General features: G+C 52.4%; 13 protein-coding genes and 1 other annotated feature. Of the genes, 6 read left to right on the top strand and 7 right to left on the bottom strand.

Going from position 1 to position 13,195, the window contains the following annotated elements; translation table 11 throughout:
* Positions 1 to 9 precede the first annotated feature (9 nt).
* The 3 genes from dgcN to F153LOC_RS17535 all read right to left on the bottom strand — a co-directional run bounded on the left by dgcN (position 10) and on the right by F153LOC_RS17535 (position 2,278).
* Complete coding sequence (dgcN, locus tag F153LOC_RS17545) at positions 10 to 1,230, bottom strand: diguanylate cyclase DgcN (protein ID WP_102105367.1); 1,221 nt, start codon at positions 1,228 to 1,230, stop codon at positions 10 to 12.
* Positions 1,223 to 1,708 carry a YfiR family protein gene (locus tag F153LOC_RS17540; RefSeq protein WP_199174679.1) on the bottom strand — a complete coding sequence of 162 codons (486 nt, stop codon included), beginning with the start codon at positions 1,706 to 1,708 and terminating at the stop codon, positions 1,223 to 1,225. The genes dgcN and F153LOC_RS17540 overlap by 8 nt, the downstream gene beginning before the upstream one ends.
* 195 nt (positions 1,709 to 1,903) lie before the next feature.
* Positions 1,904 to 2,278: a DUF2799 domain-containing protein gene (locus tag F153LOC_RS17535; protein ID WP_100779254.1), complete on the bottom strand. Its 375-nt coding sequence runs from the start codon at positions 2,276 to 2,278 to the stop codon at positions 1,904 to 1,906.
* Positions 2,279 to 2,498: 220 nt separating this feature from the next.
* Between F153LOC_RS17535 and aroF the strand changes: the two genes are divergently transcribed.
* Genes aroF through F153LOC_RS17520 form a run of 3 tightly spaced genes read left to right on the top strand, consistent with a single transcriptional unit; the run spans position 2,499 to position 5,634 of the window.
* Positions 2,499 to 3,569 carry a 3-deoxy-7-phosphoheptulonate synthase AroF gene (aroF, locus tag F153LOC_RS17530; RefSeq protein WP_102105365.1) on the top strand — a complete coding sequence of 357 codons (1,071 nt, stop codon included), beginning with the start codon at positions 2,499 to 2,501 and terminating at the stop codon, positions 3,567 to 3,569.
* Between the two features lie 10 nt (positions 3,570 to 3,579).
* Positions 3,580 to 4,701, top strand: coding sequence for a bifunctional chorismate mutase/prephenate dehydrogenase (gene tyrA, locus F153LOC_RS17525; protein ID WP_102105364.1), 1,122 nt, complete (start codon positions 3,580 to 3,582; stop codon positions 4,699 to 4,701).
* Positions 4,702 to 4,761: 60 nt separating this feature from the next.
* Positions 4,762 to 5,634 carry an SMP-30/gluconolactonase/LRE family protein gene (locus F153LOC_RS17520; RefSeq protein WP_102105363.1) on the top strand — a complete coding sequence of 291 codons (873 nt, stop codon included), beginning with the start codon at positions 4,762 to 4,764 and terminating at the stop codon, positions 5,632 to 5,634.
* Here F153LOC_RS17520 and pheA read toward each other — a convergent pair.
* The 4 genes from pheA to bamD all read right to left on the bottom strand — a co-directional run bounded on the left by pheA (position 5,631) and on the right by bamD (position 8,396).
* A complete protein-coding gene (pheA, locus tag F153LOC_RS17515; protein WP_102105362.1) occupies positions 5,631 to 6,791 on the bottom strand; it encodes a bifunctional chorismate mutase/prephenate dehydratase in 1,161 nt (386 codons plus the stop codon). The genes F153LOC_RS17520 and pheA overlap by 4 nt on opposite strands.
* A 29-nt stretch (positions 6,792 to 6,820) precedes the next feature.
* Positions 6,821 to 6,946 (bottom strand) — a sequence feature (Phe leader region).
* Positions 6,898 to 6,945 (bottom strand): pheA operon leader peptide PheL, encoded by a 48-nt coding sequence (gene pheL, locus F153LOC_RS17510; RefSeq protein WP_102105455.1) that lies wholly within the window; start codon positions 6,943 to 6,945, stop codon positions 6,898 to 6,900. Its footprint overlaps the feature before it by 48 nt.
* A gap of 103 nt (positions 6,947 to 7,049) precedes the next feature.
* The gene (gene raiA / locus F153LOC_RS17505; RefSeq protein ID WP_095282963.1) at positions 7,050 to 7,391 is read right to left on the bottom strand and encodes a ribosome-associated translation inhibitor RaiA; all 342 of its coding nucleotides are present in this window, start codon (positions 7,389 to 7,391) and stop codon (positions 7,050 to 7,052) included.
* Positions 7,392 to 7,658: 267 nt separating this feature from the next.
* Complete coding sequence (gene bamD, locus F153LOC_RS17500; RefSeq protein WP_100779259.1) at positions 7,659 to 8,396, bottom strand: outer membrane protein assembly factor BamD; 738 nt, start codon at positions 8,394 to 8,396, stop codon at positions 7,659 to 7,661.
* Positions 8,397 to 8,526: 130 nt separating this feature from the next.
* Between bamD and rluD the strand changes: the two genes are divergently transcribed.
* The 3 genes from rluD (at position 8,527) to clpB (ending at position 12,938) form a co-directional block, all read left to right on the top strand.
* Positions 8,527 to 9,507 (top strand): 23S rRNA pseudouridine(1911/1915/1917) synthase RluD, encoded by a 981-nt coding sequence (gene rluD, locus F153LOC_RS17490; protein WP_102105361.1) that lies wholly within the window; start codon positions 8,527 to 8,529, stop codon positions 9,505 to 9,507.
* A complete protein-coding gene (gene yfiH, locus F153LOC_RS17485) occupies positions 9,504 to 10,235 on the top strand; it encodes a purine nucleoside phosphorylase YfiH (RefSeq protein WP_102105360.1) in 732 nt (243 codons plus the stop codon). Before rluD ends, yfiH begins: the two co-directional genes overlap by 4 nt.
* A 129-nt stretch (positions 10,236 to 10,364) precedes the next feature.
* Positions 10,365 to 12,938: an ATP-dependent chaperone ClpB gene (gene clpB, locus F153LOC_RS17480; RefSeq protein ID WP_102105359.1), complete on the top strand. Its 2,574-nt coding sequence runs from the start codon at positions 10,365 to 10,367 to the stop codon at positions 12,936 to 12,938.
* The last annotated feature ends 257 nt before the right edge of the window (positions 12,939 to 13,195 follow it).

Below are 13,195 nucleotides of genomic sequence, written 5' to 3'. Positions count from 1 at the left end.
TTCCTTTTATTACAAAATTATTGTCGGACGCTGGTTTTTCACTTGATACATATTGCGGTCGGCTTGCTCCAGTAATGCCTCTACCGAGGTATTTTCCCACGCCAGAGCGAAGCCAATGCTGAGTGACATGTGTGCCGTATGTCCGTTGTGCAGGTCGTACGGCAGGAGAAACTGCTGCGAAAGCGCAGTGCAAATCTGTTGAACGTCTGCCGCCGAGTGAATGCCATACAGGATCATGGCAAATTCATCGCCGCCCAAACGGTATGACTGATAACGTTTCCCGCCAAATTCCACCATTCTGCTGGCGACTTCTATCAGCACGCAGTCACCTGCCGCGTGGCCCCAGGTGTCGTTGATCTGCTTGAAGTTATCGCCATCCAGGAACAGCAGGGCGGAATTCATCTGTGCAGAAGCGTCATTCATCAGCGCCGCGATGCTGCTGCGGAATGCAGCGCGGTTCGCCAGCCCGGTGAGCGGATCGTGCATCGCGGTGCGCATCAGCTGTGCGTTCCGGGCCTGCAGCTTGAGCTGCCACTCCTCCATTTCGTCGAGCAGACTGTTGAAATCCTGCCCAAAACGATGGAACTCTTCGATACGCTCCTCTTCGACGCGGCGCGAGAAATTACGGTTCGTTTTAACGTCATGCACCACGTCGGTGATATTTTGCAGGGCGGTGACGACTCCGTTGTGCAAAGAACGGGTAATGGTCAGCGCCACAAAAGCGGCGAAAAGAATACAGCCGGTCAGCACGGCAAAAGACGTCCAGAGGAAATGGCTAATCAGGCTGTCGCGCGCGGTGATGCGCACCTCACCAATCACCTTGCCGTTATGCACCACGGGCTGTGCGGCAGGGACGGGGAACAACATGCGACTGACCAGCGTGCTCAGGGTGTCGGTATCATCATCAGGGGTCCACGACCAGTAGGCAAAACGCTTCTGATGGATGTCGAGCACCTCGGCAACGGAAAACTGGCCCTGTCTACCCAGTGTGGCAAGCGTTTCATTAGCGGCGGTGGCATCATTAAATACTAATGAGGCTTCCAGGCTTCGGCTCATGGTCGCGCTGGTTAATTCGAGGTTTTTTTGTGCGTATTGTTTTAATGTAACCACTGACGCAATACACAATAATAACCATATTAGCGTCATGGTAATTACCACGCTAATCATACTGATGCGCCGCAACGTTCTTTTAAACGTCGGCCGTGGCGTTGAAGAAAGTTCCTTATTCATGCTTCTTATTCCGGGCAAGCATTAACACATCCGGATTCACTCTTACGCCACTGCGAGACAGGGCATCCAGATTGACAGAAAATCTCACTGTTTCTTCATTAATTATCAGACAAAAAGCACTGCCAATAACACATTCCAGGTTTTGCTCGGCGATTAATAGTAACGCGCGGCCCTGATAATTCCTGAATAATTCAAGCTGAGCAGCAGGTGACTCGTTTCCAAAATAAATGGCATCGCAGGTGGCATGTAATGCTTCAGACTCATTTTGCACAATCAAAGGTGTGTAGGGTAAAGCAGCAGAGCCGCTGTCACTCAGTACCTGGGCGAAACGAGAAGACGAAAAAATACAGAGTTTAGGCTGGCCAGAAAGCGCAGGCCAACGGGAATAGCTGACGATGCCAGAGACGATCGAACGTACTGACTTCTCTTTTTCTGTCAATGTTGTCGCGAAACTTTGCCCGCTGATAATGCACAGCATGAGTGCCAGAATCAGATGGCACAAAGGGAACGTAAAAAAATGTCTCACCAGAATCCGCCACACCACTCTGGAAATATATATCCTTAAATATTGCAGGAAGAATACCATTGTTTACCTGAGTAGTCATTATGTGGAATTTGTTGTGACTTAAGCTAAATCTGAGTTGTAATTGAATGAAATTATTAAGTTATTAAATTAATTAAGTCTCGAGCCGCGCATACCTTCATCCATACCTTTTTGCCAGGATTTACGCAGCAGGTCGGCATTTTCTGCCGTATCACAACTGGCTGGGAATATTTTACCGGACAGACCCCACGCATAGACAAAATCTTCGGTACAGACTTTTTTCTGACCATCAGCATAACCGCGCAGGTATTCACTGCGATCGACGTCAGGATCGTTAAAATTATCCGCGAGAGTTTCGTTACTTTTTATTGATACGCCATTCATGGCATCTTCTTTGCCGGCGGTAAACCAGCTGGTGCCGGTCCAGGTGGGCTGGAAGGTATAAGGGTTGATTTGACAGCCTGTCAATAATATCGCCAGCAACGCGAGAGCAATAGAACGCATAGTGATTCGCCTTTTCTTCTTTTTCTTCAGCATAGCCTGGCAATGAACAATCAGAGTGTAATTTTATCTTTACGAAATAAGCGGACATTTTTTGCCTGAAAATGCCGCTTGTAAATTAATGTTTACGTATTTTGGATTGAAATCTTTACTTGATGTGATATTGTGTGTTCACCTCATCGAGGAAACCACTATCGCAAACGAGCATTACAGGATCGCCATCATGCAAAAAGACGCGCTGAATAACGTACATATTACCGACGAGCAGGTTTTGATCACGCCAGATCAGTTGAAGCTGGAATTCCCGCTGAGTTCTGAACAGGAGGCGCAGATTGAGCACTCCCGCCAGACTATCTCTGACATCATTGCCGGTCGCGATCCGCGTCTGCTGGTGGTGTGCGGGCCATGCTCCATTCACGATCCTGAAACTGCGATTGAATATGCTCGTCGATTTAAAGCATTAGCAGAGGAGGTCAGCGATAGCCTCTACCTGGTCATGCGCGTCTATTTTGAAAAACCTCGTACCACCGTTGGCTGGAAGGGGTTGATTAACGATCCACACATGGATGGCTCGTTTGATGTGGAAGCCGGTCTGAAGATTGCGCGTCGTCTGCTGGTTGAACTGGTGAGCATGGGGCTACCGCTGGCGACAGAGGCACTCGATCCGAACAGCCCGCAATACCTGGGCGATCTGTTTAGCTGGTCCGCGATTGGTGCTCGCACCACAGAATCACAGACTCACCGCGAGATGGCGTCTGGCCTGTCGATGCCGGTTGGTTTTAAAAATGGGACCGACGGAAGCCTTGCGACCGCGATTAACGCCATGCGCGCTGCGGCAATGCCGCACCGTTTTGTCGGCATCAACCAGGCCGGCCAGGTTTGTCTGCTCCAGACCCAGGGCAACCCGGATGGTCACGTTATCCTGCGCGGCGGTAAAGCACCTAACTACAGCCCGGCGGATGTCGCCCAGTGTGAAAAAGAGATGGAACAGGCGGGACTGCGCCCGGCTCTGATGGTAGATTGCAGCCATGGTAATTCCAACAAAGATTACCGTCGCCAGCCTGCGGTAGCGGAATCCGTTGTCGCACAAATCAAAGACGGTAACCGTTCGATTATCGGCCTGATGATTGAGAGTAATATCCACGAGGGTAATCAGTCATCTGAACAGCCGCGTAGCGCAATGAAACACGGTGTCTCAGTGACCGACGCCTGCATCAGCTGGGAAGCGACGGATGCGCTGCTGCGTGAGATCCACAAAGATTTGAACGGCCAGCTGGCGACGCGTCTGGCTTAAGAGGTTAGTTATGGTTGCAGAATTGACCGCACTACGCGATCAAATTGATGAGGTGGATAAGGCGCTGCTGGATTTGCTGGCGCGCCGGATGTCACTGGTTGCCGAAGTCGGGGAAGTGAAAAGTAAATACGGCCTGCCGATTTACGTGCCAGAGCGTGAAGCGTCGATGCTCGCCTCCCGGCGTGAAGAGGCGCAGCTGATGGGCGTCTCTCCCGATCTGATTGAAGATGTGCTGCGCCGCGTGATGCGTGAATCCTACTCCAGCGAAAACGATAAGGGCTTTAAAACCCTCTGTCCGTCGCTGCGACCAGTGGTGATCGTTGGCGGCGGCGGCCAGATGGGGCGTCTGTTTGAGAAGATGCTGACGCTTTCTGGTTATCAGGTGCGCATTCTTGAAAAAGAGGACTGGGCACGTGCGCCAGAGCTGATGGCCGACGCAGGCATGGTTATCGTCAGCGTGCCGATTCATGTAACCGAAGAGATTATCGGCAAACTGCCGTCTCTGCCGGAAGATTGTATTCTGGTGGATCTGGCGTCCGTGAAGAATGGTCCGCTGCAGGCGATGCTGGCGGCCCATAACGGACCGGTACTGGGTTTACACCCGATGTTCGGCCCGGATAGCGGCAGCCTGGCGAAACAGGTCGTGGTCTACTGCGATGGTCGTCAGCCGGAAGCGTACCAGTGGTTCCTTGAACAGATTCAGGTCTGGGGGGCACGTCTGCATCGTATTAGCGCGGTGGAGCACGATCAGAATATGGCGTTCATTCAGGCGCTGCGCCACTTTGCGACCTTCGCCTACGGACTTCATCTGGCGGAAGAGAACGTCCAGCTGGAGCAATTGCTGGCACTCTCCTCGCCAATTTACCGCCTGGAGCTGGCGATGGTCGGGCGTCTGTTTGCGCAGGATCCGCAGCTGTATGCTGATATCATTATGTCGTCAGAAAATAATCTGGCGCTGATCAAGCGCTACTACCAGCGGTTTGGTGAAGCGATAGCGCTTCTGGAGCAGGGCGATAAGCAGGCCTTTATCGACAGTTTCCGTAAGGTTGAGCACTGGTTTGGGGATTACGCGAAGCGTTTCCAGAGTGAGAGCCGCACCTTATTGCGTCAGGCGAACGATAGTCGCCAGTAATCTGATGATGTATATACTAAAAGCCAGCACTGCTGGCTTTTTTCATTTTGGGGATTTGTCATGGCTGAACCGCAGGTTTTATTTGACTACACCGGGCACTTACCGGAATGCCCGACCTGGAGCGAAAGCGAAAACGCGCTCTATTGGGCCGATATTCTGGAAGGTGAAATTCATCGTTATCATCTCTCTTCGGGTCAACACTCTGTTCTCTCATTTCATGAGGAGGTCGGGTGTTTTGCCTTACGCGAGAAGGGCGGTTTTATCGTCGCGATGCGTAACGCGATCTGGCTAACGGATAAGCACGGCCTGCTCCAGCGAAAAGTCTGCGATAACCCGTCTAATCCTCAACTGGCGCGTTTTAACGACGGCGGCACCGATCATATCGGGCGTTTTTACGCGGGAACATTCTGGGGACCGGGGGATTACAATGGCGCGATGCTGATGCGCATTGATAACGATCTGACGCCGAAAGTCATTCAGTGTGATATCCACGGGCACAACGGCCTGGCCTTTAGTCCGGACAGGCAGTGGATGATGACTTCAGATACGCCGAACCGCGTGATTTACCGTACACCGCTGGACGAAAAGGGCGAGCCGGGTGCCCGCGAAGTGTTCCGCCGCTTCGAACAGGGCGAGGGAATACCGGATGGCGCCGCGATGGATACTGAAGGCTGCTACTGGAGCGCATTGTTTGATGGCTGGCGTATTGCGCGGTTTACTCCGCAGGGGGAACAGCTGGAAGAGTATCGCTTGCCAGTGCGCTGTCCGACGATGGTCTGTTTCGGCGGGGATGATATGAAAACCCTGTTTATCACCACCACGCGTGAAAATATGGATCGTGACGAAGTGACGAAATATCCGCTATCGGGCGCCATCTTCACCCTGCCCGTCAGTGTGGCAGGAATGAAGAAAGGCCCGTTTATTGAGCGTTAAACCGGATCGACCGGGACCACGTTCTCGCCCGGATAACAGCCCAGCACTTTCATCGAACGGGTGATTTCGCCCAGTTCGCGCAGGGCTTTCTGCATGGACGCAGATTTGAGGTTGGCCTGGATATCGAGATAGAACATCTCTTCCCACGGATTGCCGTTGATCGGGCGTGATTCCAGTTTGGTCATGATCAGGTTGTGATTACGTAACACCAGCAGGGCTTCAACCAGTGCACCCGCCTGCTGGCCGGTCGCCATCAGCAGAGTGGTTTTAGCCGGGACCTGCTCGGACACATCAATCGCTTTACGTGCCAGCACCACGAAGCGGGTGATGTTCTGCGTCTGGTTAGCCAGGTTGCGCTCCAGTACCTGCAGGCCATACAGCGCGCCACCGGCTTCGCTACCGAGAGCCGCCACGCGCGGAGAGTTGGCCTGCGCCACTTTCTCCATCGCCGCTGAGGTGCTTTCGGTGTACTCAATTTTCCAGTTCGGATAGCGGTTCAGGAACTGGCTGCACTGCTGGAATGGCTGCGGGTGGCTGTATACGGTATCAATTTGATTCAGGTCGGTTGAGCCTGAGACCAGCACGCAGTGATCAATTGGAATGGTCATTTCGCCAACCAGCGACAGGCTGGTGTGCTGAAGCAGATCGTAGACGTCATTAATCGCCCCGGAACTGGTGTTCTCAATCGGCACCACGGCGTAGTCTGCCTGACCGGTTTCAACCTGGTTAAAGATATCGGCAAATTTGGCGCAGCCACTCTCGATAAACTCCTCGAAATGGCGGGCGGCATACTGGCGTGCAGCCAGATGCGAGTAAGAGCCTTTAGGTCCCAAAAACGCGACGCGCGCTGAGTGCGGATTGGTTTTATTCAGATGTTGTTGCAGCAGCGCTTGCTGGGTTAGAACGGAATCTTCAATGATCAATTGGAACAGGCGAGTGATGTAGTGTGCATCGAGGTGATGGGCTTTACCCAGCTGGATCAGGCGCTCCAGCAGATCGCGCTCACGGTCAATATCACGTACCGGGCGGTGGGAGTCCAGCTTGGCTTTACCCACTTCAACGGCGAGCGTGCGGCGTTCAGCCAGCAGCGCCAGTAATTTCTCATCTAGCGCGCTGATTTTTACTCGCAGATCCAGTAACGGGTTTTCCGATGTCATAGCGTTGCCTATTTCGTTTATTGTTATCAATAAAAAAGGCCCCCCGGTGTGGGAGGCCTTGTTGTTCGTCTTCGCATTCTTTATCACACGACGAAACGCCTCCCATTCAGGGGAAGGTAAAAAAGAATGCGAAGAAAAACGGGGTGTGGTTCATGAGTTCATCCTGTTGTTGATACCGTTAAAGTACCCGTACTGTTTTGATGCTGTCAATAAAAAACGCGCCCGGAGGCGCGTTGGCGGTACACTCAATTTAAAGGATTACTCTTCTTCAACTTCTTCGGCATAGCTTGCGTCTTTCACCGAGGTGGTGGCGCGACGGGCTTCGCCTTTGTGTTGCACTTTATTGAGCTGCCGTTCCAGCTTGTTGATCAAATCGTTGATAGCGGTGTACATATCTTCGTGTTTAGCGCTGGCGACCAGATGGCCGTTAGGAGTATTGATAGTTGCGTCAGCGGTAAAACCCTGTGGTTCCTTAGACAGAATGATATGCGGGTTAATCAAATGAGTTTGCCATTTATCCAGTTTGGCGAGACGGTCTGCGACGTGCTGGCGAATTGCCGGAGTAATTTCCATTTGTTTACTGGTAATGTTCATTGTCATAAATTTTACCTCTTGTCTTTCCGTCTTGGTGATTCCAGCATACCTGTCCTAATGTCAAAATGTGTGATCTAAATCACGTTATTTTGTCACTTTTTGTCAAGGAAGCTTTTTTGTGAGGAAAGACAGGAACAGGCGATTTTTACCTTGTCGAACTCAGGAATTGCAGCCATAGTTGATAGGATTCGTCGGCACCAAACCGCTTCAGCGGATGGCGAAATGGATAAAAAAACGGCAGCCCTTGGGCTGCCGTTTTACGTTTGGGAACGATCAGGTATTGCTGCTGTTCGCGGCGATAATCTTCGCCACTTTCTCAGCCTGTGCGTTCATCTGCATCTGGCGGTACGCGTTTTCCATCAGCTTCAAACCATCGCGAGTGGCTTGTGTGTCCGGGTAATCACGCAGCATGCCTTCGACGCGGTTAACCACTGCCACCCATGCGCCACGGCGCGTATAGTACTCGGCAACGGAGTACTCATACTTGGACAGACGATCTTTCAGGAACACCAGACGCTTGGTGGCATCGGTGATGTACTGACTGTTCGGGTAGCCGCGCACCAGCTTGGAGAAGTCATTGAATGCGTCACGCGCGTGCTGCGGGTCGCGGTCAGAACGATCAACACCGAAGAAACCTTGCAGAGCACTGTCATCCAGAGCCATGTTGGTCAGGCCGCGCATGTACATGACATAATCAATGTTCGGATGAGTCGGGTTCAGACGGATGAAGCGATCGATGGTAGCCTGAGCCAGCGGCAGATCGGCATTTTTGTAGTAGGCGTAGATGAGATCTAATTGTACCTGTTGGGAATACGGACCAAATGGATAACGATTATCCAGCGCTTCCAGTTGCGTTATCGCCTGTTTCCAGTTACCGTCCTGCAGTTTTTGTTGTGCAGTCGCATAGATTTCATTCGGCGGATTGTCAGGGACCTGTTCATTTGAACCGGAGCAGCCCACCAAAGCCAGGCTCAACGTGGCCGCTGCCACCAGATATTTCATGCGCGTCATGACGTTTTGACTTTCCTCAAATGTTTGTCCGGGAGAATCTCTTTCCTGCTCCCGATTAAGACCAGCTACAATAGCACACTATATTATACGGCAAAGCCGTAAAACCCAACGTTAAACGAAGAAGCAGTCTATGGCACAACGAGTAGAACTCACCGCAACAGTCTCCGAAAATCAGCTCGGTCAACGCTTAGATCAAGCTTTGGCCGAAATGTTCCCTGATTATTCGCGTTCACGCATAAAAGAATGGATTCTTGACCAGCGCGTGCTGGTTAACGGCAAAGTATGGGACAAGCCAAAAGAGAAAGTGTTAGGTGGGGAAGCCGTCGCCATCAATGCTGAAATAGAAGAAGAAGTCCGCTTTGAGGCACAAGAGATCCCGTTAGAAATCGTCTATGAAGATGATGACATTCTGGTGATCAACAAGCCGCGCGGCCTGGTCGTGCATCCTGGCGCCGGTAATCCTGACGGTACCGTACTGAATGCGCTGCTTCATTATTATCCGCCGATTGTTGACGTTCCGCGTGCGGGCATCGTTCATCGTCTGGATAAAGACACTACCGGCCTGATGGTAGTCGCGAAAACGGTTCCTGCCCAGACGCGTCTGGTGGAATCGCTGCAGCTGCGTGAAATCACCCGCGAATATGAAGCCGTCGCGATTGGTCATATGACATCTGGCGGCACGGTCGAAGAGCCGATCAGCCGTCACCCGACCAAGCGTACCCATATGTCAGTGCATCCGATGGGGAAACCTGCGGTAACGCACTACCGCATTATGGAACATTTCCGCATTCATACGCGTCTGCGTCTGCGTCTGGAAACCGGCCGTACTCACCAGATCCGTGTGCATATGTCGCACATTACCCATCCGCTGGTGGGCGATCAGGTTTACGGTGGTCGTCCGCGTCCGCCGAAAGGCGCGTCGGAAGAATTTATCAGCACTCTGCGTAAATTCGATCGCCAGGCCTTACACGCGACCATGCTGCGTCTCTATCACCCGATCACCGGTATCGAGATGGAATGGCATGCGCCAATTCCTCAGGATATGGTCGAGCTGATTGACGCGATGCGTGCGGACTTTGAAGAACATAAGGATAAAGTGGACTGGTTATGACCAAACTGATTGTCCCGGAGTGGCCAATTCCTGAAGGCGTGGCAGCCTGCAGCTCTACCCGCGTTGGTGGCGTCAGTCACGACGCGTGGGCGTCATTAAATCTTGGCGCCCACTGTGGCGATAACCTGGAACATGTCGAAGAGAACCGCAAGCGTATGTTTGCGGCAGGAAATCTGCCATCAAAACCGGTCTGGCTTGAGCAGGTGCACGGCAAAGATGTGTTGAGGCTGACGGGCGAACCCTATTCTTCAAAACGTGCCGACGCCTCTTACAGTAGGACTCCCGGGACAGTCTGTGCCGTAATGACCGCCGATTGTTTGCCTGTTCTGTTTTGTAACCGCGCGGGTACTGAAGTGGCAGCAGCCCATGCTGGCTGGCGCGGGCTGTGTGCGGGCGTACTCGAAGAGACGGTTGCGTGTTTTGACGATCGTCCAGGCAATATTATTGCCTGGCTCGGTCCGGCGATTGGGCCACAGGCCTTTGAAGTCGGGCCAGAAGTGCGTGACGCCTTTATCGACAAAGACTCGCAGGCCGTCAGTGCGTTTCAATCGAAAGGGGATAAATACCTGGCCGATATCTATCAGCTTGCCCGCCAGCGGCTTGGCAATGTCGGTGTGACGCAGATCTTCGGTGGCGATCGCTGTACCTTCACCGAAAAGGGTGATTTTTTCTCCTATCGTCGCGACAACACGACAGGTCGTATGGCAAGTTTCATTTGGCTGATATAACCTAACGAATCAAGACGATCCGGAACGCGCTGTTTTCTTTTCGTATAATTCAGGTCATTAACCTTGAATAATTGAGGGATGACCTCATTTAATCTCCAGTAGCAAATTTGACCTGTTATGGGAGGAGTTATGCGTCTGGATCGTCTTACTAATAAATTCCAGCTTGCTCTCGCCGATGCCCAGTCTCTCGCACTGGGGCACGACAACCAATTTATCGAACCTCTTCATTTAATGAGCGCCTTGCTGAATCAGGAAGGGGGATCGGTACGTCCTTTACTCACGTCTGCTGGCATTAATGCTGGCGAGCTGCGCACAGCCGTCGATCAGGCGCTGAGTCGTCTGCCACAGGTGGAAGGCACCGGTGGGGATGTTCAGCCGTCTCAGGATCTGGTGCGCGTGCTGAATCTTTGCGACAAGCTGGCGCAAAAACGTGGGGACAACTTTATCTCGTCAGAACTGTTTGTTCTGGCGGCGCTTGAATCACGCGGTACGCTGACCGATCTGCTGAAATCATCCGGTGCGACAACCGCCAATGTGACTCAGGCGATTGAAAAAATGCGTGGAGGTGAAAGCGTGAACGATCAGGGAGCCGAAGACCAACGTCAGGCTTTGAAAAAATATACGGTCGATCTGACTGAGCGTGCGGAACAAGGCAAGCTTGATCCAGTGATTGGCCGCGACGAAGAAATTCGCCGCACTATTCAGGTATTGCAACGTCGTACCAAAAACAACCCGGTACTGATCGGTGAACCCGGTGTCGGTAAAACTGCCATCGTCGAAGGTCTGGCGCAGCGAATTGTTAACGGCGAAGTGCCGGAAGGGCTGAAAGGCCGTCGCGTGCTGGCTCTGGATATGGGGTCGCTGGTGGCGGGGGCGAAATACCGCGGTGAATTCGAAGAGCGTTTAAAAGGCGTGCTTAACGATCTGGCGAAACAGGAAGGTAATGTCATCCTGTTCATCGACGAACTGCACACCATGGTCGGTGCCGGTAAGGCCGACGGGGCCATGGATGCCGGGAACATGCTTAAACCAGCTCTGGCGCGTGGTGAACTGCACTGCGTCGGTGCGACAACGCTCGATGAGTATCGACAGTACATCGAGAAAGATGCTGCGCTGGAACGTCGATTCCAGAAAGTGTTCGTAGCGGAACCGACGGTGGAAGACACCATTGCTATCTTACGTGGTCTGAAAGAACGCTATGAACTGCATCACCATGTGCAGATTACTGACCCGGCTATCGTGGCGGCGGCGACACTGTCTCACCGTTATATTGCCGACCGACAGCTGCCGGATAAGGCCATCGACCTGATCGATGAGGCGGCGTCCAGCATTCGTATGCAGATTGACTCCAAGCCGGAAGAGTTAGACAGACTCGACCGCAGAATCATTCAGCTCAAGCTTGAACAGCAGGCGCTGAAGAAAGAGTCTGATGAAGCGAGTAAAAAGCGCCTGGATATGCTTAATGAGGAACTGGACGACAAAGAGCGTCAGTATTCTGAATTAGAAGAAGAGTGGAAAGCTGAGAAGGCGTCGCTTTCTGGCACGCAGACGATCAAGGCTGAGCTTGAGCAGGCGAAAATCGCCATTGAGCAGGCGCGTCGCGTGGGCGATCTGGCACGTATGTCTGAGTTGCAGTACGGCAAAATTCCGGAACTGGAAAAACAGCTGGAGATGGCAACTCAGTCAGAAGGCAAAACCATGCGTCTGCTGCGTAATAAAGTAACGGACGTGGAAATTGCCGATGTGCTGGCGCGCTGGACGGGTATTCCGGTTGCTCGCATGCTGGAAGGGGAGCGCGAAAAACTGCTGCGTATGGAGCATGACCTGCACCATCGTGTGATCGGTCAGGATGAAGCCGTCGAAGCCGTATCCAATGCGATTCGTCGTAGCCGTGCGGGCTTATCGGATCCTAATCGCCCGATCGGTTCCTTCCTGTTCCTGGGGCCGACCGGTGTTGGTAAAACCGAGCTGTGTAAGACACTGGCGAACTTTATGTTCGATAGCGACGACGCGATGGTGCGTATTGATATGTCCGAGTTTATGGAGAAACACTCCGTCTCGCGTCTGGTCGGTGCGCCTCCAGGATATGTCGGCTATGAAGAGGGCGGTTACTTAACTGAAGCAGTGCGTCGTCGCCCCTATTCCGTCATCTTATTAGATGAAGTGGAAAAAGCGCATCCGGATGTCTTCAACATCTTGTTGCAGGTCCTGGATGATGGACGTCTGACTGACGGGCAGGGGAGAACGGTCGATTTCCGCAACACTGTGGTGATCATGACCTCGAACCTGGGTTCCGATTTGATTCAGGAACGTTTCGGCGAACTGGATTACGGTCACATGAAGGATCTGGTATTGGGCGTGGTTAGCCAGAGCTTCCGTCCGGAATTCATTAACCGTATAGATGAAGTTGTTGTGTTCCACCCTCTGGGGGAAAAACACATTGCGTCTATTGCCCAGATTCAGTTGCAGCGTTTGTATAAACGTCTTGAGGATCGTGGCTATGAAATCCACATCTCTGACGACGCGCTGAAGCTGCTGAGTGCAAATGGTTACGATCCGGTTTACGGGGCGCGTCCTCTGAAACGTGCTATCCAGCAGCAGATCGAAAACCCGCTGGCGCAGCAAATCCTTTCCGGGGGGCTTGTCCCAGGGAAAGTGATTCGTCTGGAAGTCAACGAAGACAAAATTGTGGCAGTGCAGTAAGTCACAAAACATCAAAAACGAGCCTTTCGGGGCTCGTTTTTGTTTAAAAACCAGGCGAGACTTAGCGTTCGAGGTCCAATTTGCCTGGAAAATGAGCAGTCAGTCATTATTTTCTGATTTAGACTTGCAGCCTCAGAATAACTCCCTATAATGCGCCTCCACTGACACGGAACAACGGCACGCAAGCCGCCGGGACAGCAGGGGTTCAGCGATGAACGCCGACAGCGAAAAGCGAAATTAAACGCTTGACTCTGAAT

Source organism: Lelliottia sp. F153 (assembly GCF_002870005.1).
GTDB classification, from domain to species: Bacteria; Pseudomonadota; Gammaproteobacteria; order Enterobacterales; family Enterobacteriaceae; genus Enterobacter; species Enterobacter nimipressuralis.
The sequence above is the reverse complement of the archived record's forward strand: the minus strand, read 5'-3'. Positions and strand labels throughout refer to the sequence as shown.